Here is a 20,161-nt window from a genome sequence, read left to right on the forward strand (position 1 = left end):
GCCGGGGCCCGCTCGGCGGCCGGGCTCAGGACGGCAGGGACGTTTCCCTGGGGCGGCTGGGCTGTGCGGGGACGGTGACGGAGGCGGCCCGGGTGACCGTCGCGCGCCACAGCACGCGGGCCGCGAGGACGGTGGCGAGGACCAGCAGGCCGTTGCGCAGGAACAGCAGGGTGATTCCGCGGCCGTCGCTGGCGACGACGTGCGAGAACCAGACCGGGAACTCCAGGACCGTGGCGAGGCACGCGGCGAGGACCAGGGCGACCGGGAGCCGCATCCGGTTCTCGCGGAAGCACAGGCACACCGCCGCGAGACCGACCAGCCACACCATGTACTGCGGGCTGATCACCCGGCTCGTCGTCGTGAACATCAGCACCGCCACGAACGCCGCGTCCGCGAGCGTGTGCGCCTCGAACCGCCGCGCCCGCAGCCGCCACAGCAGCAGCCAGCCGAAGGCCAGCCCGCTCAGGCCCAGGGCGGCCGCGCTGACGACACCGACGTACGGACCGAGGAACTCCACCGAGCCGTAGTTCAGCAGCACCTGGCCGTCCCAGCCGTACTGCCGGGCCACATGGAAGACCAGCGCGCCCAGCGACTCCACCTCGGTGCCGCGGTCGCGCTGGAAGGTCAGGAAGGCGAAGGCGCCCGGCATGGCGAGGGCGAACACCGCGGCCAGGGCACCGGCGGTCAGCGCGGCCCACCCCCAGGCGGCGCGGCTGCGGGCCGCGAGCAGCAGCAGTACCGGCCACACCTTCAGCATCGCCCCGAAGGCCGTCAGCGCCCCCATCAGCCGCGGATGGCGGGCGCCCGCGAGCAGCGCCGCCACGGCGACCGCGGTCACCATCACGTCGTAGCGCGCGTACACGGTCGGTCCGAGCAGGGCCGCGCCCGCCACCCACACCCAGGCCCCGCGCAGCGTACGGCCCGGGCGCAGCCCCGCGTACAGCAGGAGCAGCAGCACGGCCAGGTCGGCGGTGAACGCCAGGACGAAGAACGCCGACGGATAGTCCAGCCAGAAGACCAGCGCGGGCGAGAGTATGGCGAGGGCTCCGGCGGGCGGGTACTGCCAGGTGACGTCGTCCAACGGGAACGTGCCGGTGCGCAGCACGTCGTACCAGCCCTGGTAGATGACCGAGACGTCGCTGGTGACGTCCGGGCCGGGGAAGACGTACACCTTGAACACGAAGAGCAGCAGGACGACCCTGGTCAGACCCCAGACGCCCACAAGCCACGCCAAGGACCGCCGCGTGCCCGTCGTCTCCACCGGATCCCCTGCCGTTCGATTTCCGCCTCGAGTGGAACATGATGTCCCCTCCGGCTGTGCGCGGGCCACCAACGTGGCCGGGCCCTGCTGTGAACGGCCGCTTCGGTAAGGTCTGCGGCGATGCACAAGACCCTGATCGTGACGAACGACTTCCCGCCCCGCCCCGGCGGTATCCAGGCGTTCCTGCACAACATGGCGCTGCGGCTCGACCCCGAGCGGGTCGTCGTCCACGCCTCGACCTGGAAGCGGAGCCGCGAGGGAGTCGAGGCCACGGCCGCCTTCGACGCCGAGCAGCCCTTCACCGTCGTACGGGAGCGTACGACGATGCTGCTGCCGACCCCCGGGGTGACCCGGCGGGCGGTCGGGCTGCTGCGCGAGCACGGCTGTACGTCGGTGTGGTTCGGGGCCGCGGCCCCACTCGGCCTGATGGCGCCGGCGCTGCGCAAGGCGGGCGCCGAGCGGCTGGTGGCCACGACCCACGGCCACGAGGCGGGGTGGGCCCAGCTGCCCGCGGCCCGGCAGCTGCTCGGACGGATCGGGGAGGCGACGGACACGATCACCTACCTCGGCGAGTACACCCGCTCGCGGATCGCGACCGCCCTCACGCCCGAGGCGGCCTCGCGGATGGTGCAGCTGCCGCCCGGGGTCGACGAGAAGACCTTCCACCCCGGGTCGGGCGGCGACGAGGTGCGGGCGCGGCTGGGACTGACGGACCGGCCCGTCGTGGTGTGCGTGTCCCGGCTGGTGCGGCGCAAGGGGCAGGACACCCTGATCCGGGCCATGCCCCGCATCCTGGCCGCCGAGCCGGACGCCGTGCTGCTGATCGTCGGGGGCGGGCCGTACGAGAAGGACCTGCGCCGGCTCGCCCAGGACACGGGCGTGGCCGGCTCCGTCCACTTCACCGGCCCGGTGCCCTGGTCCGAGCTGCCCGCGCACTACGGCGCCGGCGACGTCTTCGCGATGCCGTGCCGGACCCGGCGCGGCGGCCTGGACGTCGAGGGGCTCGGGATCGTCTACCTGGAGGCCTCGGCGACGGGACTGCCGGTGGTGGCCGGCGACTCGGGCGGCGCGCCGGACGCGGTGCTCGACGGGGAGACCGGCTGGGTCGTGCGGGGCGGTTCCGCCGAGGACACCGCCGAACGTGTCCTCGCCCTCCTCGGCGACGCCGAGCTGCGCCGCAGGATGGGGGAGCGGGGCCGGGAGTGGGTCGAGGAGAAGTGGCGCTGGGACCTGCTCGCGGAGAAGCTCAAGGCTCTGCTGTGACGGGCGTTCGGGGCATCTGACCGGACGTCACACGCACGAGGCGCGGGCCCTCTTCGAGGACCCGCGCCTTCAACTCGTGTGCCGGCGGAACTACTTCTGGTAGATCGCCTCGATCTCGTCCGAGTAGTCCTTCGCCACGACGTTGCGCTTGAGCTTCAGCGACGGCGTCAGATGGCCCGAGTCCTCCGTGAACTGGGCGGGCAGAATGCGGAACTTGCGCACCGACTCCGCCTTCGACACCGCGGCGTTGCCGTCGTCGATGGCCGACTGGATCGCGGCCTGCAGGTCCGTGTCCTCGCGCAGCGACGCCGCCGTGGAGCCGGCCGGCTTGCCGTGGTCGGCGCACCAGCGCTCCAGGAACTCCTCGTCGATGGTGACGAGCGCGCCCACGAACGGCCGGCCGTCGCCGACGACCATGCATTCAGCGACCAGCGCGTGCGCCCGGATGCGGTCCTCGATCACGGCCGGGGCGACGTTCTTGCCGCCCGCCGTGACGATGATCTCCTTCTTGCGGCCCGTGATCCGGAGGTAGCCGTCCTCGTCGAGGGTGCCGATGTCACCGGTGTGGAACCAGCCGTCGGCCAGCGCCTCCTCGGTCGCGCCCGGGTTGTTCCAGTACTCCTTGAACAGGTGCTCGCCGTGCAGCAGCACCTCCCCGTCGTCCGCGATGCGCACCACGGAACCCGGCAGCGGTTGACCGACCGTGCCGATCTTCTGCCGGTCCCACGGGTTGAACGCCGTCGCCGCGCAGGACTCGGTCAGGCCGTAGCCCTCCAGGACCGTGAAGCCGATACCGCGGAAGAAGTGCCCGAGCCGCTCGCCCAGCGGGGCGCCGCCGGAGATGGCGTACTCGCCGCGGCCGCCGAGCACCGCGCGCAGCTTGCTGAAGACCAGCTTGTCGAAGACCTTGTGCTTGATCTTCAGACCGACGGACGGGCCGGACGGGGTGTCCAGCGCCTTGCTGTAGGCGATCGCCGTGTCCGCGGCCTTGTCGAAGATCTTGCCCTTGCCGTCGGCCTGCGCCTTGGCACGCGCCGAGTTGTAGACCTTCTCGAAGACGCGCGGCACGCCCAGGATCAGCGTCGGGCGGAACGAGGCCAGCTCGTCGGTGAGGTTCTTGATGTCCGGGACGGTGCCCAGCTTGATCGGCGCCATCATCGGCGCGACCTGCACCAGACGCCCGAAGACGTGCGCCAGCGGGAGGAAGAGCAGGACCGAGCACTCGCCGGTGCGGAACAGCGGCCGCAGGCGCTCGACGATGTTGCCGCACTCCGCGAAGAAGCTGCGGTGGGTCAGCACACAGCCCTTGGGGCGGCCGGTGGTGCCGGAGGTGTACACGATCGTCGCCGCGTCGTCGGCCTTCGCCAGGGAGCTGCGCTCCTCGACGGCCGCGTCGCTGATGTCCTGGCCGAGCCGGCCCAGCTCCTCGACACCGCCGGCGTCGATCTGCCAGACGTGCTTGAGGGCGGGCAGCGTCTCGCGCACCGACTCGACGGCGGCGGTGTGGCCGTCCAGCTCCGTGATCATGGCGGTCGCGCCCGAGTCGCCGAGGATCCACTGCACCTGCTCCGGCGAGCTGGTCTCGTACACCGGCACGGTGACCGCGCCGGCCGACCAGATCGCGAAGTCGAGCAGTGTCCACTCGTAGCGGGTGCGGGACATCAGGCCGACCCGGTCGCCCGGCTGGACGCCGGCGGCGATGAGCCCCTTCGCGGCCGCGCGCACCTCCGCGAGGAACGTGGTGGCCGTGACGTCCTGCCAGGCGCCGCCCACCTTGCGGGCGATGACGGCCACGTCCGGGTGCTGCGCGGCGTTTCTGCGGACGATGTCGGTCAGATTCCCGTCCGCAGGGACCTCGTACAAAGCCGGAAGGCTGAACTCGCGCAAGACTGCTGCTCCTCATAGGGCGCCGGCGCCACGACGTTGTGTGATGCGACGGTGCGGTCCAAGGCTCGGGCAAGTGCTCACGGATTCACATGTTGAAATCCAGAGCACGACTGGACCGACCGGACGTTACCCGCCGGTATGGCTTCTTCGACAGGGGGTCCAGGCGAGATGTTCGCTGCGTCACACGGATTGGTGTTTCTGCGCGCACAGTAGTCGAGCGCTCTGACGACTGGCCAGTAACCGCCGGTTCGGCTGCCACTGTTCACGTATGCCGCACACGCCTACCCTTGATCGCCATGGCACCGACACCGACCGGAAACCGGACGACCCGCGTTCACGTGGTCAGCGATGTGCACGGCAACGCCCGCGACCTGGCCCGGGCCGGCGCCGGCGCGGACGCCCTGATCTGTCTGGGTGACCTGGTCCTGTTCCTGGACTACGCCGACCACTCGCGCGGCATCTTCCCCGACCTGTTCGGAGTGGAGAACGCCGACCGCATCGTGGAACTGCGTACCGCCCGTCGCTTCGAGGAGGCACGGGAGTTCGGGGCGCGGCTGTGGGCCGGGATCGGTGCGGACCGCCGGACGGCGATCGAGAAGGCGGTGCGCAAGCAGTACGCCGAGCTGTTCGCGGCGTTCCCCACACCGACGTACGCCACCTACGGCAATGTCGACATGCCGCCCCTGTGGCCGGAGTACGCCGGGCCGGGCGTCACGGTGCTGGACGGGCAGCGGGTCGAGATCGGCGGCCGGACCTTCGGCTTCGTGGGCGGAGGACTGCGCACGCCGATGCGTACGCCGTACGAGATCAGCGACGAGGAGTACGCGGCCAAGATCGAGGCCGTCGGCGAGGTGGACGTGCTGTGCACGCACATTCCGCCGGAGGTCCCGGAACTGGTCTACGACACGGTGGCCCGGCGCTTCGAGCGCGGCAGCAGGGCACTGCTCGCGGCGATCCGCCGCACCCGGCCCCGCTACTCCCTCTTCGGGCACGTCCACCAGCCGCTGGTGCGACGGATGCGGATCGGGGCCACGGAATGCGTGAATGTGGGGCACTTCGCGGCGTCCGGCACGCCATGGGCGCTCGAATGGTGAGGGAATTCGGCCGCCCTGGGCGCTTTCGCGACGATGGCGCAGGTGGGGGTGAAGTCGGCCGGTCGGGCGCGCGGTAGCCTTCACGCTGCGCACGCGTGCGCACCACGACTTTCCTGACCGGCCCGCATCTGGAGGAGCCACGGCGATGGCGGAACACACCAGCTCGAGCATCACGATCGAGGCGGCACCGGCCGACGTGATGGGGGTGATCGCCGACTTCGCCCGCTACCCGGACTGGACCGGCGAGGTGAAGGAGGCGGAGGTCCTCAAGACCGACGCCGAGGGCCGGGCCGAGCAGGTCCGCCTCGTCATGGACGCCGGGGCGATCAAGGACGACCAGGTGCTCGGTTACACCTGGACCGGTGCGAACGAGGTGTCCTGGACGCTGGTGAAGTCCCAGATGCTGCGCTCCCTCGACGGCTCCTACATCCTCAAGCCCGCGGGTGCGGGTTCCACCGAGGTCACCTACCAGCTCACGGTCGACGTCAAGATCCCGATGCTCGGGATGATCAAGCGCAAGGCCGAGAAGGTCATCATCGACCGGGCGCTGGCGGGGCTGAAGAAGCGGGTCGAGTCGGGCAAGTAGCGGCCACCGGCCGTGGGGATGGCGGCGGGTCGTCGGGTGCGGGTCCGTCGTGGCAGGTCGCGCAGTTCCCCGCGCCCCTGAGGGGGTGCGGGCGCGGGCGGTGCCCCGTCGGTGCCGGGATGCGCACCCACCCCGCTCGGCCGCGATGCCGGGCACCGGGCAACCGGGCCGGACCGCGACGTCCGTTACGGTTCACCCCCATGCGCACCATCCTGATCACAGGCCCGGGCGGCAGCGGTCGTACGACGGTCGCCGCCGCCACCGCGCTCGCCGCCGCCGGTGAGGGCACCCGCACCCTCGTCCTGAGCGCCGACCGCACCGACACCCTGGGTGCGGCGCTCGGTGTGAGCACGGGCGCGACCCCCGTCCGGGTCGGCGAGACCCTCACCGCCTGGCGCCCCGACGCCGCCACCGGTTTCCGGGACGACCTCGCCGCCTTCCAGGAGCGCGCCACGACCGCCCTCGACCTCCTCGGCGCCTCCCGGCTCGACCCGGAGGAGGTCACCCCCCTCCCCGGCGCCGAGGAACTCGCGCTGCTGCGGGCGCTGCGGGACGCCGCGCTCGCCGAGGCCCACGACCTGCTCGTCGTCGACCTGCCCGCCACCCCGCACGCCCTCGCCCTGCTCTCCCTCCCCGAGGAACTGCGCCGCTATCTGCGCCGCCTCCTCCCGCCCGAGCGGCAGGCGGCCCGTGCGCTGCGGCCCGTCCTCGGCCGTCTGGCCGGCGTGCCGATGCCCGCGGAGTGGCTGTACGAGACCGCCGCCCGCTGGGACGTCGAGCTCGCCGCCGTCGAAGCCGTCCTCGCCGACCGCGACACCGTCGTACGGCTGGTCGCCGAACCCGGTCCGGGCGGCGCCGACGCCGTGCGCGCCGCCGGCCTCGCCCTCGCCCTGCGCGGCCTGCGCCCCGACCGGCTGATCGCCAACCGCGTCCTGCCGGAGACGGAGGCCGCCGGCGGCAGCTGGCTCGCCGGTCCCGTCGCCCAGCAGCGCAAGACCCTGGAGGAGTGGGGCGAGGCGTACGACGTCCACGGCCTGGCGCACCTCGGGCACGACCCCCGCGGCGCCGACGACCTCGCCGCGCTCGCGCCCCCCGGCGTCAACGGCACGTCGTCCACCGTCGAGTGGCCCGTCACCGACCGGCTCGCCGAGGACGGCGTCCTGGTCTGGCACCTGCCGCTGCCCGGCGCCGCCCGCGACGAGCTCGACCTCGTCCGGCGCGGCGACGAACTCGTCGTCACCGCCGGGCAGTTCCGGCGTATCGTGCCGCTGCCGTCCGCCCTGCGCCGGTGCACCGTGCAGGGGGCCGGTCTGCGCGACGGAGAGTTGCGGATCCGGTTCGCGCCGGATCCGGCCCTGTGGCCGCGGTCCCGGTGAAGCAGGTACGCCCGTTCGGGTAACGTCGTAGAGACGAACCGTAGTCAGGAGTCCGTCATGAGCGAAGAGCTCCCCCCGCCCGACGCCCCTGAGCCGGAGGCCGTCGGCGAGGCACGGGCGACCGACGCCGACGCCTGGGCGACGGCGTGCGCCGAGGATCTCGCGGCGGAGAAGGCCCGCCGCCGCACCCAGCACGGCCCGCCGCCGGGTTCGGCCGCCGAGGAGCTGCGCAAGCTCGTCGACGCCGTCGCGGACAAGCTCTCCACCCTGCAGTCCCCGCTGCTCGGAGCGGTCGCCGGACCCGCCGCCCAGCAGGTGGTCAAGCAGGTCGTGGAGCAGGCCAAGGCCGCCGTCGAGCCCGTCATCGACCGCAACCCGGACGTCTTCGACCACCTGGCGGCCGCCGGGAGCGAACTGCTCGCCGCCTACCGCTCCGCGGTCCAGAACCAGGAACAGCGCTGGACGAGCCGTACGAACGATGCCGAGGAACTGGACGAACTCGACGACGACAAGCGCGACCCCGGCGAGGGCACCGGCCCCGGCCAGCGGATCGACCTGGACTGACGAGCACCAAGCGGAGCACGACCCCCTCCTCGGGCCCGGTCCGCCGGGCGGACGCCGGGAATCCCGGGGGAGGGCCTCGGGTACGGTTGGCCGTAGCGGGGCTCGACCGAAACTGAGGGATTCATGGGACTCACCATCGGCGTCGACATCGGCGGTACCAAGATCGCGGCCGGTGTGGTCGACGAGGAAGGCAACATCCTCTCGACCCACAAGGTGCCGACCCCGGGCACGCCCGACGGGATCGTGGACGCCATTGCCTCCGCCGTCGAGGGAGCACGGGCCGGGCACGAGATCGTCGGCGTGGGCATCGGCGCGGCCGGTTACGTGAACCGGCAGCGTTCCGAGGTCTACTTCGCGCCGAACATCGACTGGCGCAACGAGCCGCTGAAGGAGAAGGTCGAGGCCCGCGTCGGCCTCCCGGTCGTCGTGGAGAACGACGCCAACGCGGCCGCGTGGGGCGAGTACAAGTTCGGCGCCGGCAAGGGCCACCGCAACGTCATCTGCATCACGCTGGGCACCGGCCTCGGCGGCGGCATCATCATCGGCAACAAGCTGCGCCGCGGGCACTACGGCGTGGCCGCCGAGTTCGGCCACATCCGCATGGTGCCGGACGGCCTGCTGTGCGGCTGCGGCAGCCAGGGCTGCTGGGAGCAGTACGCCTCCGGCCGCGCCCTGGTCAGGTACGCCAAGCAGCGCGCCAACGCCACCCCGGAGAACGCCGAGATCCTGCTCGGCCTGGGTGACGGCAGCCCCGACGGCATCGAGGGCAAGCACATCTCCATGGCCGCCCGCCAGGGCGACCCGGTCGCCGTCGACTCCTACCGCGAGCTCGCCCGCTGGGCCGGCGCCGGCCTCGCCGACCTGGCCTCCCTGTTCGACCCGTCCGCCTTCATCGTCGGCGGCGGCCTCTCGGACGAGGGCGAACTGGTCCTCGACCCCATCCGCAAGTCCTACAAGCGCTGGCTGGTCGGCGGCAACTGGCGCCCGGTCGCCGACGTCATCGCCGCCCAACTCGGCAACGACGCGGGCCTGGTGGGCGCGGCGGACCTGGCCCGGGAGCCCGACCCGATCATGTAGCTCGCCTTCGGCCCACGGGCCTGCGCGGACCTTCAGGGGCGCGGGGAACTGCGCGACCAGCCACGACGAACCGGCAGTCGCGCACAGACCTCGCGCCCCGAGTCGGTAGGCGTACATTGATCCACATGGCGCTGCTCCCTGAGTCCCGCACAGACCCCGACGGTTCAGCCACCATCCGCGTCCTCAGCTACAACATCCGCTCCATGCGCGACGACACCGATGCCCTCGCCCGCGTGATCGCCGCCTGCGACCCCGACCTGGTCCTGATCCAGGAAGCCCCCCGCTTCTTCCGCTGGCGCAAGAAACTCGCCCGGCTGGCCCGCGCGGCGGACCTCGTCGTCCTCACCGGGGGAGCCACGGCCGCGGGCCCCGCGATCCTCAGCAATCTCAGGACCACCGTGGAGCGGACGGAGGACGTGCTCCTGCCGCTCACCCCCGGACTCCACCGGCGCGGCTTCGCCACCGCCGTCGTCCGCTTCGGCGCCGCCCGCATCGGCGTGCTCAGCTGCCATCTCTCCCTGCAGAAGGACGAGCGCCTGGAGCAGGGCGGCATGCTCCTGGACCGCCTCGCCGGCCTCGGCACGGAGCACGCGATCGCCGGCGGCGACCTCAACGACCGCCCCACCGGCCGCACCTTCCGCCTCCTCGCCGACAGCCTCCAGGACTGCTGGGCCACCGCCCCGTGGGGCACCGAGTACTCCTCGACCCCGGCCGACCCCCACCAGCGCATCGACGCGATCTTCGCGACCAAGGGGATCGAGGTGCTCGGCTGCGGTGTCCCGACCGCCTGGCCAGGGGTGACGCAGACAGACCTGAGGGCGGCCACGGACCACCTTCCGGTCCTGGCCGCCCTCAGAGTCCCGGCAGCTCAGTAGGTCAGACGACGGCGCCCCGCCCGGGGTCGTCGTCGTCCTCGTCGTCGGTCTTCATCCGCATCACCAGCGTGGCGAACCCGCCCAGGAACCCACCGATGCCCAGCGTCGCCAGCCACCACGTCATCTCCCAGCCGAACAGCACGGCGAGCAGCAGCAGGACCGGCCCGCCGATCACCGCGAGCCAGGCGAACTTCGCGGTCGCGTCGGCGGCCGGCAGCGGCGGCGGCTCCGGCGGCACGAAGTGGCCCTCGTCGGCCGGCTCGGAGTCCTCCTCGGACGGCTCGGCCACGCTGTAGTCGCGCGGTCCGACGCCGGGCGCGAACGAGACCGAGCTGCCCAGCGGCCCGGCCGGCTTGTCCTCGCCGGGCTCGTCGGCCGGCCGGCCCGCCGGAGCGGTCTCGCCCTTGTCGCCCTTGGGCTCCGGAGCCGCCCCGCCGCTCGTCTCGCCGTTCGGCTCGGTCTCCAGCAGCGCCAAGTCCTCGACCGACTTGAAGGGCTTCGAGCCCGGCGGGTCCTTCGGCTCCTCGCCGAAGCCGGCGACGATCGCGGCCCAGGCGGCGTCCTCGTCGAACGGGACGTGCTGCTCCTCGGGGTCGCTGTCCTCGCGCCTCTCGCGATCGGAGTCGTGCTCAGCCACGTGTGGTCGTCCCTTCCTTGCCGACGCCGGTCGCGAGCCGGTCGATGAATCCGAGGCTCTCCTCGAAGATCCGGTCCGCATCATGGTCCAACGTCGCCACGTGATAGCTCTGTTCCAGCACGATCTCCGTTACGTCCGTGGAGGACACCCGGCTCAGGATCCGGGCCGTGTCCACGGCGGGCACGGTGTGGTCCTGCCGGCTGCGCAGCACCAGCAGCGGCTGGGTGACCTGCGGCAACTCGCCGTCGACCAGCCGGAAGAAAGTACGCAGGGAGTGCGCCGAGTGCAGGGGCACGCGGTCGTACCCGAGCTCGGCGGCACCCTCCTTGGCGATGTCGCTCACGATCCCCGGCACCGTGCGGACGAGGTGCCGGGAGACCGGAAGGGTGTACGCGAACAGCCCGTGCACCTTGTTCGCCGGGTTGACGACCATGACCCCGGCCACGTCGTCCCCGTGCTTCGCGGCGAGCCGCAGGGCCAGGGCGCCGCCCATGGACAGGCCCGCCACGAAGACCCGCGCGCAGCGGTCGCGCAGGGCGCGCAGCTCGCGGTCCACCTCGGCGTACCAGTCCTGCCAGCCGGTGAGCCGCATGTCCTCCCAGCGCGTGCCGTGCCCGGGCAGCAGCGGCAGCGAGACGGTGAGCCCGTGCTCGGCGAGGTGCTCCGCCCAGGGGCGCAGCGACTGCGGGGAGCCGGTGAAGCCGTGACAGAGAAGGACCCCGATCTCCCCGCCGTCGCGGCGGTACGGCTCGGCTCCAGGAAGGACCGGCACCTTACGGTCTCCTGTTCGTGAGAAGGACGACATGGACGAGAGCTACGACGTGAACCCACGCGGCGAGGCCGCGCGCCGATGGAGCCAGGTGTGCTTCACCGTACGCGACCGCACTGACACCGACCAGGGCCGTCGGGCTCATTGACGGCGCTCCGGGTTATGGTCTGATCGACAGACACAGGAGGCACTCGGTTGTTGTACGGCACGATGAAGGTGGCCATCGGGGCACCGTTGAAGGTCGCCTTCAGGCCCTGGGTGGAGGGATTGGAGAACATTCCCGCCGCGGGGCCCGCCATCCTGGCGAGCAATCACCTGTCGTTCTCCGACTCGTTCTTCCTGCCCGCGGTCCTCGACCGCAAGGTGACCTTCATCGCGAAGGCCGAGTACTTCACCACCCCCGGAGTCAAGGGCCGATTGACGGCGGCCTTCTTCAAGGGAGTGGGCCAGCTGCCCGTGGACCGCTCCGGGGGGCGCGGAGCGGGCGAGGCCGCGGTCAAGAGCGGCATCGACGTCCTGGAGCGCGGCGAGCTGTTCGGCATCTACCCCGAGGGCACGCGCTCGCCCGACGGCCGGCTCTACCGGGGCAAGCCCGGCGGCCTCGCGCGCGTGGCTCTCGCCACCGGCGCGCCGGTCATCCCGGTCGCCATGATCGACACGGAGAAGATCCAGCCGCCGGGCAAGGTCATGCCCAAGCTCATGCGCCCGGGCATCCGCATCGGCAAGCCGCTCGACTTCACCCGCTACCAGGGCATGGAGCACGACCGCTTCGTGCTGCGCGCGGTCACCGACGAGGTCATGTACGAGATCATGAAGCTCTCCGGCCAGGAGTACGTCGACATGTACGCGACCGCCGCCAAGCGGCAGATCGCGGACGCGGCGAAGGCGGAGAAGGAACAGGCGAAGAAGGCTCAGCAGGAGAAGTAGCGGGGCCCGCGAGAAGCGGGCGGACGAGCCGGAGCGGTCCGGGCCGGGACAGGGCAGTCTTGGCCGGGGCGTCTTCCGACAACAAGGGGGGTGGGGGCATGGCCAAGCGTGAGCGGGTCATGCGGATGTCCGTCGAGCAGCCGCTGTGGCGCGCGCTCACCGGATACCGGGTACTGACGATGGTGTACGCCATCGGTCTGTTCATCAGCGCCTACGACGAGGTCGCCCATCCCTGGGTGGCCATCGCCTACTACGCCGTCCTGGCGGTGTGGACGCTGGCCACCCTGCCGAAGGTCGCGAACGCCGCGAGCTGCACCAAGCGCTTCCTCACCGCGGACCTCACGATCGCCCTGGGCGGCATCCTGCTCACGCGCGTCGCCGAGTCGCCGGAGCGGATCGAGGCCGGCGCCCCGACCCTGCCGTCGATATGGACGGCGGGCGCCGTGCTGGCGTTCGCCATCAAGGGCGGCTGGCGCTGGGCCGCGTTCGCCTCCACCCTGGTCGCCGCCGCCAACCTGATCCACCGCTCCGGCGTACCGACCCGCGACACCGTCCACATGGTGCTGCTCGTCTGGATCGCCTCCATCGCCATCGGCTACGTCGTCGAGGTCGCCCGCGCCTCCGAGCGCACCCTCGCCCGCGCCCTGGAGATCGAGGCGGCGACCCGGGAGCGGGAGCGGCTCGCCCGCGACATCCACGACAGCGTGCTCCAGGTGCTGGCGATGGTGCAGCGGCGCGGCGCCGTCATCGGCGGCGAGGCGGCCGAGCTGGGCCGGCTGGCGGGCGAGCAGGAGGTGGCGCTGCGCACCCTGGTCTCCGGCGGACTGGTCCCCGTGTCGAGGGTGTCGGAGGACGCCGCCGACGGCGCTGTCGTACGGGCCGTGGAAGAGCCGGACGACTCCGACGGCGCCGTCGACCTTCGGGTGCTGCTCGCGCCGTACGCCGGTGCGAAGGTCAGCCTGGCCGAGCCGGGCGCGCCGGTGCCACTGGCGCCGGCCGCCGCGCGGGAACTGGCCGCGGCCGTCGGGGCCGCCCTGGACAACGTCCGCAAGCACGCCGGCGGGGACGCGCGCGCGTGGATCCTCGTCGAGGACGAGCCCGGCGAGGTGATCGTGACCGTGCGGGACGACGGACCGGGCATTCCCGAGGGCCGCCTCGCTCAGGCCGAGGGGGAGGGGCGGCTCGGCGTCGCCCTGTCGATCCGGGGCCGTCTGCGGGATCTGGGCGGCAGCGCCGAACTGATCTCGGTGCCGGGCCAGGGCACCGAGGTGGAACTGAAGGTACCCAGGGCCACCAGCGCCTCACGGGGGAAGGCGGAACAGCGATGACGGACACCACGAGCGACCAGCGGGCCCCGATCAAGGTCATGGTGGTCGACGACCACCCCATGTGGCGCGACGCGGTCGCCCGCGACCTGTCCGAGTCCGGGTTCGACGTGGTCGCCACCGCGGGCGACGGCGACCAGGCCGTGCGCCGCGCCAAGGCCGCCGCCCCCGACGTCCTGGTGCTCGACCTGAACCTGCCCGCCAAGCCCGGCGTCCAGGTCTGCAAGGAACTCGTCGGCCACAACCCCGCCCTGCGCGTCCTGGTCCTGTCCGCGAGCGGCGAGCACGCCGACGTGCTGGAGGCGGTGAAGTCCGGCGCCACCGGCTATCTGCTGAAGTCGGCCTCGACCGAGGAACTCCTCGACGCGGTCCGCCGTACGGCGGTGGGCGACCCGGTGTTCACGCCGGGCCTGGCCGGACTGGTCCTCGGCGAGTACCGCCGGCTCGCCTCCGAACCCGTGCCCGCCGCCCAGGACACCGACCAGCCCGGCGCCCCGCAGCTGACCGACCGCGAGACCGAGGTGCTGCGGCTCGTCGCCAAGGGCCTGAGCTACAAACAGATCGCCGAACGCCTGGTCATCTCCCATCGCACGGTGCAGAACCACGTCCAGAACACCCTCGGCAAGCTCCAGCTGCACAACCGGGTCGAACTGGTGCGATACGCCATAGAGCGCGGCCTCGACGACGAGTGATTCCTCGCCGCCGGCTTGACGGCGCGTAAACAGAAGACCCGGTGGTTCACCGGAATTGCCGTTCCGACCCATCCCGCTGTGACCTGGCTCACCATTAGCGTGGCCTCACCAGGCAACCGCGGCGAAGGGACATTTCATGCGGGTCGGAGTACTGACCGGAGGCGGCGACTGCCCCGGTCTCAACGCCGTCATCCGGGCCGTCGTCCGCAAGGGCGTGCAGGAGTACGGCTACGACTTCGTCGGCTTCCGGGACGGCTGGCGAGGTCCGCTCGAGAACGACACCGTCCGTCTCGACATCCCCGCCGTGCGAGGCATCCTGCCCCGCGGCGGCACCATCCTCGGCTCCTCGCGCACCAACCCCCTCAAGCAGGAGGACGGCATCCGGCGCATCAAGGAGAACCTCGCCAAGCAGGAGGTCGAGGCGCTCATCGCCATCGGCGGCGAGGACACCCTCGGCGTCGCCGCCCGACTGTCCGACGAGTACGGCGTGCCCTGTGTCGGCGTGCCGAAGACCATCGACAACGACCTGTCCGCCACCGACTACACCTTCGGCTTCGACACCGCCGTCGGCATCGCGACGGAGGCCATCGACCGGCTGCACACCACCGCCGAGTCCCACATGCGCGTCCTGGTCTGCGAGGTGATGGGCCGTCACGCCGGCTGGATCGCCATCCACTCCGGGCTGGCCGGCGGTGCCAACGTCATCCTCATCCCCGAGCAGCGCTTCGACGTCGACAAGGTCTGCGCCTGGATCACCTCCCGGTTCAAGGCGTCGTACGCACCGATCGTGGTCGTCGCCGAGGGCGCCATGCCCAAGGACGGCGACATGGTGCTCAAGGACGAGTCGCTGGACTCCTTCGGACATGTCCGGCTGTCCGGGGTCGGCGAATGGCTGGCCAAGGAGATCGAGAAGCGCACGGGCAAGGAGGCCCGTACGACGGTCCTCGGGCACATCCAGCGCGGCGGCACGCCCAGCGCCTTCGACCGCTGGCTCGCCACCCGCTTCGGACTGCACGCCATCGAGGCGGTCCGGGACGGCGACTTCGGCAAGATGGTGGCGCTGCGCGGCACGGACATCGTCCGCGTCCCGATCGCGGAGGCCACGGCCAAGCTCAAGACGGTCGACCCGAAGCTGTACGAGGAGGTCGGGGTCTTCTTCGGCTGACCGTCCGGATCGGCTGCTTTCCGCCCGGCGGCACGGGGTTGTGGGCCGTATATTCGGCCCATAGCCCTACGGAGCGGGAGCAGCCTTGGAGATTCTCGCCTTCGGCGTGCAGGCGGACGAGAAACCCCTGATCGAGCAGGCCTTCCGGGGCCACCACGAGGTCCGCTGCCTGGACGTCTTCCTCAACGAGGACACCGCCCCCATCGCGGCCGGCTACGAGGTCGTCTGCACCAGCGTCAACTGCGACCTGGGCAACCACGTCCTGCAGACCCTCGCGGCCGGCGGCACGCGGATGGTCGCCCAGCGCTCCACCGGCTTCAACAACATCGACCTCAAGGTCGCCGAGCGCCTCGCGATGACCGTCTCACGGGTCTCCTCCTACTCGCCCCACTCCGTCGCCGAGTTCGCGTGGACCCTCGCCATGGCGGTCAACCGCCGGATCGTGCGCGCCTCCACGCGCACGCGTGACTTCGACTTCCGCCTCGACGGCCTCATGGGCCGCGACATGCACGGCCGTACCGCCGGCGTCCTCGGCACCGGCAAGATCGGCGAGGCCTTCGCCCGTATCGCCCACGGCTTCGGCATGAACCTGCTCGGCTGGGACGTCGCCGAGAACCCCGCCTGTATGCAGCTGGGCATGCGCTACGTCGCCAAGGAGCGCCTTCTCGCCGAGTCCGACCTGGTCAGCCTGCATGTGCCGCTGATGCCGGAGACCAGCAGGCTGATCGACGCCGACGCCCTGAAGGCGATGAAGGACGACGCGATCCTGATCAACTCCAGCCGCGGCGGCCTCATCGACACCGCGGCCCTCGTCGCCGAACTGCGCGAGGGCCGCTTCACCGGGGTCGGCCTCGACGTCTACGAGTCGGAGGCCGGGCTCTTCTTCCTCGACAAGTCGCTCCAGGCCGTCGAGGACGACACCCTGGCCCGCCTCGTCACCTTCCCGAACGTCCTGGTCACCTCGCACCAGGCGTACTACACCGAGGACGCCGTCCGCGAGATCGTCGAGACGACCCTGCGCAACGTCCTCGACTACAAGGCCGGCCGCCGCTCGGAGAACGTGCTCGTTCCCCGCAGCTGACCCACCAGCTCGCGGACGACGGCGGCGCCGTTCAGCGTCAGGACCGACTCCGGGTGGAACTGCACCCCGGCGAAGCCGGGCCCGCGCACGGCGTGCACCTCGCCGTTGCCGGCCCGGCTGACCTCGATGCCGTGCTCGGCGAGCTCCGCGCGCACCTCGTCGTCGCAGCGCGCCACGAAACTGTTGTAGAAGCCGACCGTCTCCGGCCGCCCGAACAGGTCGATCGTCGTCTGGGCGCCCTGGTACGGCACTTCCTTGCGCACGATGTCCAGCCCCAGCTCGGCGGCGATCAGCTCATGGCCGAGGCAGACACCGAGCACTCCGTGCGGGTGCTCGCGGATGACCTCGGCCGCCAGGCCCCGCAGGAGACGCATCTTCGGGTCGTCGAGGTCGGAGGGGTCACCGGGCCCGGGGCCCAGCACTACCGGGCCCTCGTGCGCGAGCACACTCCGACGCAGCCCGGGCTCGTCGTAGCGCCGCACGGTCACCTCCAGGCCGCTCGACCGCAGCACGTGACCGAGCATCGCCGTGAAGGTGTCCTCGCCGTCCACGACCAGGGCGTGCCCGGTGAGCTCCTCGGACCGCTCCTGCATCCGCAGCCAGAAGGGCGCGAGCGAGGCCCGGCGTCCGTCGAGCGCGGCACGCACGCGTGGGTCGTCGGCGAGACGCACGCGCGTGTGCTCCGCCCGTGGCGGGCCCGGCCGTACGCCCAGGGCCGCCAGGACACCCGCCGCCTTGGCATGGGTCTCCGCGACCTCGCTCGCCGGGTCCGAGCCGCGCACGAGGGTCGCGCCGACCGGCACCCGCAGCCCGCCGTCCGCGTCGATGTCGGCGGTGCGGATCAGGATGGGGGAGTCCAGGGTCTGGGCACCACCGGAGTCCCGGCCGAGCAGGGCCAGCGCCCCCGCGTAGTACCCGCGTCCGCCGGCCTCGTGCCGCTCGATGACCCGGCACGCGTTCTGCACGGGCGAGCCGGTCACGGTCGCCGCGAACATGGTCTCCTTCAGGACCTCGCGCACATCCAGCGAGGACTTCCCGCGCAGCTCGTACTCGGTGTGCGCGAGATGCGCCATCTCCTTCAGCCGGGGCCCGACGACGACCCCGCCCATGTCGCCGACGGTGCACATCATCTTGAGTTCCTCGTCGACGACCATCGACAGCTCCTCGATCTCCTTGCCGTCGGCGAGGAAGTCGAGCAGATGTCCGGGAGTGGGCCCCTCGGCCGGGTAGCGGTACGTCCCGCTGATCGGGTTCATGACGACGGTGCCGCCGGACATCCGCACATGCACCTCCGGGCTCGCCCCGACCAGGGTCCGCTCCCCGGTGTGCACGACGAAGGTCCAGTACGCTCCCCGCTCGCCCTCCAGCAGCCGCCGGAACAGGGCCAGCGCGTCGGCCCGCCCGAATCCCGGGATCCGGCCCCCGTACGTCCGCCGGATCACGAAGTTGGCGCCCTCGCCCCGCCCGATCTCGTCCCGCAGCACCCGTCCGACGATCCGCGCGTACTCCTCGTCGGCCACGTCGAAGGCGCCGTCGTCGACGCGCACGTCGTGCGCGGGGAGCTGCTCCAGGGCGTCGGCGAGCGGGACGACGTACGACTCCTCGGGGGTGAGGACCGCCAGGGGCGTGCCGTCGTCGCGGACGTCGAAGCCGCGCTCGCGGATCTGCCGGAAGGGGACCAGCGCCAGGCCCTCCTCGGGGAGGTCGGCGAGGCGGTCGTACGTGGCGACCGAGCCGATCATGACCTCGACCGTCTCGTGGTCATGGCCGGGGGTGCGGCGGCGCAGCAGGGCGAACGGGCGGGAGTCGTCCGGCAAGCCGAGCAGGTTCATGGGTCCGTGCTCCTTCATCCGTGGATGCGGTGGGAGAGGAACGGACCCCGGGAAACACCGAAGGCCGCCCCTCGGGCGGCCTTCGCGAAGTCTTTCGTACGCGCAGTCAGCGGGCCGCCGGATGAGCGGTCCACCACCAGGTCTGGGTCGAGTGCGCGAACATGCCCCGCACCCTACCCCAATGTCCGGTGTCCGAGTCGTGTACCCCGTGTCTCAATTGCTGGGCATGGGGCAGGACGCCCGACACGACCCCGTAATGTTGAGGCGTGACCGTGAACGCTAAGACCAGCGCCAGCGCTGGCAACACCTGGCGAGACCTGCCCGCGGCGCAGCAGCCCGAGTACCCCGACCTTGAGGCTCTGCGCGCAGTCGTTGCGGACCTCGAGTCGTATCCGCCGCTCGTCTTCGCGGGCGAGTGCGACCAGCTGCGCGCCCGGATGGCGGCCGTCGCCAAGGGAGAGGCGTTCCTCCTCCAGGGCGGCGACTGCGCCGAGGCCTTCGACGCCGTGTCGGCCGACCACATCCGCAACAAGCTCAAGACCCTCCTCCAGATGGGCGCCGTACTGACGTACGCCGCCTCGGTGCCGGTCGTGAAGGTCGGCCGCATCGCCGGCCAGTACTCCAAGCCCCGCTCGAAGGGCACCGAGACCCGTGACGGCGTGACCCTGCCGACCTACCGCGGCGACTCCGTCAACGGCTTCGACTTCAACGAGGCCGCCCGCATCCCGGACCCCGAGCGCCTGAAGCGGATGTACAACGCCTCCGCCTCCACGCTCAACCTGGTGCGCGCCTTCACCACCGGCGGCTACGCCGACCTGCGCCAGGTGCACGCCTGGAACCAGGACTTCGTGAAGTCGTCCCCGTCCGGCCAGCGCTACGAGCAGCTCGCCCGCGAGATCGACAACGCGCTGAACTTCATGCACGCCTGCGGGGCCGACCCGGAGGAGTTCAAGACCGTCGAGTTCTTCTCCTCGCACGAGGCGCTGCTGCTCGACTACGAGTCCGCGCTGACCAGGGTCGACTCCCGCACGGGGCTGCTGTACGACGTCTCCGGGCACATGGTGTGGATCGGTGAGCGCACCCGGCAGCTGGACGGCGCGCACATCGAGTTCGCCTCGAAGATCCGCAACCCGATCGGCATCAAGCTCGGCCCGACGACGACGGCCGAGGAGGCGCTCCAGTACATCGACCGCCTCGACCCCGAGCGCGAGCCGGGCCGGCTGACCTTCATCGTCCGCATGGGCGCCGACAAGATCCGCGACAAGCTCCCCGAGCTGGTCGAGAAGGTCACGGCGTCCGGCGCCACGGTGGCCTGGGTGACGGACCCGATGCACGGCAACACCTTCGAGGCGGCCTCCGGTCACAAGACCCGCCGCTTCGACGACGTGCTCGACGAGGTCAAGGGCTTCTTCGAGGTCCACAAGGGCCTCGGCACGCACCCGGGCGGCATCCACGTGGAGCTCACGGGCGACGACGTCACCGAGTGCGTCGGCGGCGGCGACGAGATCTTCGTCGACGATCTGCACCAGCGCTACGAGACGGCCTGCGACCCGCGCCTGAACCGCAGCCAGTCGCTTGACCTGGCCTTCCTCGTCGCCGAGATGTACAGGGACCAGTGACGGGGTCACCCCTTACGAAGAGCTGACTGGGGCGCGGATCACATTCGATCCGCGCCCCACAGCACTTTTGCGGTTCCCATGAGCCGGGTAAGGTTAGGTTAGCCTCACCGATCAAGGGGATGGCACATCGA

At 71.5% G+C, this 20,161-nt stretch carries 19 protein-coding genes; 13 read left to right on the forward strand and 6 right to left on the reverse strand.

Annotated elements, in window-relative coordinates; translation table 11 throughout:
- Nucleotides 1-25 precede the first annotated feature (25 nt).
- Nucleotides 26-1,261 carry a glycosyltransferase 87 family protein gene (locus tag ACGFW6_RS14405; RefSeq protein WP_393508186.1) on the reverse strand — a complete coding sequence of 412 codons (1,236 nt, stop codon included), beginning with the start codon at nt 1,259-1,261 and terminating at the stop codon, nt 26-28.
- Nucleotides 1,262-1,381: 120 nt separating this feature from the next.
- On the opposite strand from ACGFW6_RS14405, the gene ACGFW6_RS14410 reads away from it, so the two are divergent.
- The gene (locus ACGFW6_RS14410) at nt 1,382-2,524 is read left to right on the forward strand and encodes a glycosyltransferase family 4 protein (RefSeq protein WP_393508189.1); all 1,143 of its coding nucleotides are present in this window, start codon (nt 1,382-1,384) and stop codon (nt 2,522-2,524) included.
- A gap of 90 nt (nt 2,525-2,614) precedes the next feature.
- Here ACGFW6_RS14410 and ACGFW6_RS14415 read toward each other — a convergent pair whose 3' ends face one another.
- Nucleotides 2,615-4,411, reverse strand: a complete 1,797-nt coding sequence (locus ACGFW6_RS14415) for an AMP-dependent synthetase/ligase (RefSeq protein ID WP_393508192.1) — start codon at nt 4,409-4,411, stop codon at nt 2,615-2,617.
- Between the two features lie 296 nt (nt 4,412-4,707).
- On the opposite strand from ACGFW6_RS14415, the gene ACGFW6_RS14420 reads away from it, so the two are divergent.
- From ACGFW6_RS14420 to ACGFW6_RS14445, 6 genes are all read left to right on the forward strand, one after another.
- Nucleotides 4,708-5,505, forward strand: coding sequence for a metallophosphoesterase (locus tag ACGFW6_RS14420; protein WP_393508194.1), 798 nt, complete (start codon nt 4,708-4,710; stop codon nt 5,503-5,505).
- A 145-nt stretch (nt 5,506-5,650) separates the two neighbouring features.
- Complete coding sequence (locus tag ACGFW6_RS14425; protein ID WP_393508197.1) at nt 5,651-6,091, forward strand: SRPBCC family protein; 441 nt, start codon at nt 5,651-5,653, stop codon at nt 6,089-6,091.
- A gap of 200 nt (nt 6,092-6,291) precedes the next feature.
- Nucleotides 6,292-7,467: an ArsA family ATPase gene (locus ACGFW6_RS14430; protein WP_393508200.1), complete on the forward strand. Its 1,176-nt coding sequence runs from the start codon at nt 6,292-6,294 to the stop codon at nt 7,465-7,467.
- A 57-nt stretch (nt 7,468-7,524) separates the two neighbouring features.
- Nucleotides 7,525-8,031 (forward strand): DUF5304 domain-containing protein, encoded by a 507-nt coding sequence (locus ACGFW6_RS14435; RefSeq protein WP_393508202.1) that lies wholly within the window; start codon nt 7,525-7,527, stop codon nt 8,029-8,031.
- Between the two features lie 123 nt (nt 8,032-8,154).
- Nucleotides 8,155-9,108: an ROK family glucokinase gene (locus tag ACGFW6_RS14440; protein ID WP_393508205.1), complete on the forward strand. Its 954-nt coding sequence runs from the start codon at nt 8,155-8,157 to the stop codon at nt 9,106-9,108.
- 125 nt (nt 9,109-9,233) lie between these two features.
- Nucleotides 9,234-9,983 carry an endonuclease/exonuclease/phosphatase family protein gene (locus ACGFW6_RS14445; protein WP_393508208.1) on the forward strand — a complete coding sequence of 250 codons (750 nt, stop codon included), beginning with the start codon at nt 9,234-9,236 and terminating at the stop codon, nt 9,981-9,983.
- A gap of 1 nt (nt 9,984) precedes the next feature.
- Here the strand turns inward: ACGFW6_RS14445 and ACGFW6_RS14450 are convergent, their stop codons facing one another.
- On the reverse strand, nt 9,985-10,620 hold the full coding sequence (locus ACGFW6_RS14450; protein ID WP_393508210.1) for a hypothetical protein: 636 nt from the start codon (nt 10,618-10,620) through the stop codon (nt 9,985-9,987).
- Nucleotides 10,613-11,392, reverse strand: coding sequence for an alpha/beta hydrolase (locus ACGFW6_RS14455; RefSeq protein WP_393508213.1), 780 nt, complete (start codon nt 11,390-11,392; stop codon nt 10,613-10,615). The genes ACGFW6_RS14450 and ACGFW6_RS14455 overlap by 8 nt, the downstream gene beginning before the upstream one ends.
- 192 nt (nt 11,393-11,584) lie before the next feature.
- Here ACGFW6_RS14455 and ACGFW6_RS14460 point away from each other — a divergent pair, with 192 nt between their 5' ends.
- From ACGFW6_RS14460 to ACGFW6_RS14480, 5 genes are all read left to right on the forward strand, one after another.
- Complete coding sequence (locus ACGFW6_RS14460; protein WP_393508216.1) at nt 11,585-12,316, forward strand: lysophospholipid acyltransferase family protein; 732 nt, start codon at nt 11,585-11,587, stop codon at nt 12,314-12,316.
- A 98-nt stretch (nt 12,317-12,414) separates the two neighbouring features.
- Nucleotides 12,415-13,644: a MacS family sensor histidine kinase gene (gene macS / locus ACGFW6_RS14465; RefSeq protein ID WP_393508219.1), complete on the forward strand. Its 1,230-nt coding sequence runs from the start codon at nt 12,415-12,417 to the stop codon at nt 13,642-13,644.
- Entirely contained in the window at nt 13,641-14,333 is a 693-nt protein-coding gene (locus ACGFW6_RS14470; protein ID WP_393508222.1) for a response regulator, read from the forward strand. The genes macS and ACGFW6_RS14470 overlap by 4 nt, the downstream gene beginning before the upstream one ends.
- A gap of 136 nt (nt 14,334-14,469) precedes the next feature.
- Nucleotides 14,470-15,498: a 6-phosphofructokinase gene (locus ACGFW6_RS14475; protein WP_393508225.1), complete on the forward strand. Its 1,029-nt coding sequence runs from the start codon at nt 14,470-14,472 to the stop codon at nt 15,496-15,498.
- 85 nt (nt 15,499-15,583) lie between these two features.
- Nucleotides 15,584-16,579: a 2-hydroxyacid dehydrogenase gene (locus ACGFW6_RS14480; protein WP_393508228.1), complete on the forward strand. Its 996-nt coding sequence runs from the start codon at nt 15,584-15,586 to the stop codon at nt 16,577-16,579.
- Here the strand turns inward: ACGFW6_RS14480 and ACGFW6_RS14485 are convergent.
- Both ACGFW6_RS14485 and ACGFW6_RS14490 read right to left on the reverse strand, forming a co-directional pair.
- Nucleotides 16,531-18,411: an anthranilate synthase family protein gene (locus ACGFW6_RS14485; RefSeq protein ID WP_393508231.1), complete on the reverse strand. Its 1,881-nt coding sequence runs from the start codon at nt 18,409-18,411 to the stop codon at nt 16,531-16,533. The two genes, ACGFW6_RS14480 and ACGFW6_RS14485, sit on opposite strands and share 49 nt — an antisense overlap.
- A gap of 106 nt (nt 18,412-18,517) precedes the next feature.
- Nucleotides 18,518-18,574, reverse strand: coding sequence for a trp operon leader peptide (locus ACGFW6_RS14490; protein ID WP_078625594.1), 57 nt, complete (start codon nt 18,572-18,574; stop codon nt 18,518-18,520).
- A gap of 103 nt (nt 18,575-18,677) precedes the next feature.
- On the opposite strand from ACGFW6_RS14490, the gene ACGFW6_RS14495 reads away from it, so the two are divergent.
- A complete protein-coding gene (locus ACGFW6_RS14495; protein WP_393508234.1) occupies nt 18,678-20,030 on the forward strand; it encodes a class II 3-deoxy-7-phosphoheptulonate synthase in 1,353 nt (450 codons plus the stop codon).
- Nucleotides 20,031-20,161 lie beyond the last annotated feature (131 nt).

Origin of the sequence: Streptomyces sp. Y7, assembly GCF_043195415.1 — a bacterium.
Lineage (GTDB): Bacteria > Actinomycetota > Actinomycetes > Streptomycetales > Streptomycetaceae > Streptomyces.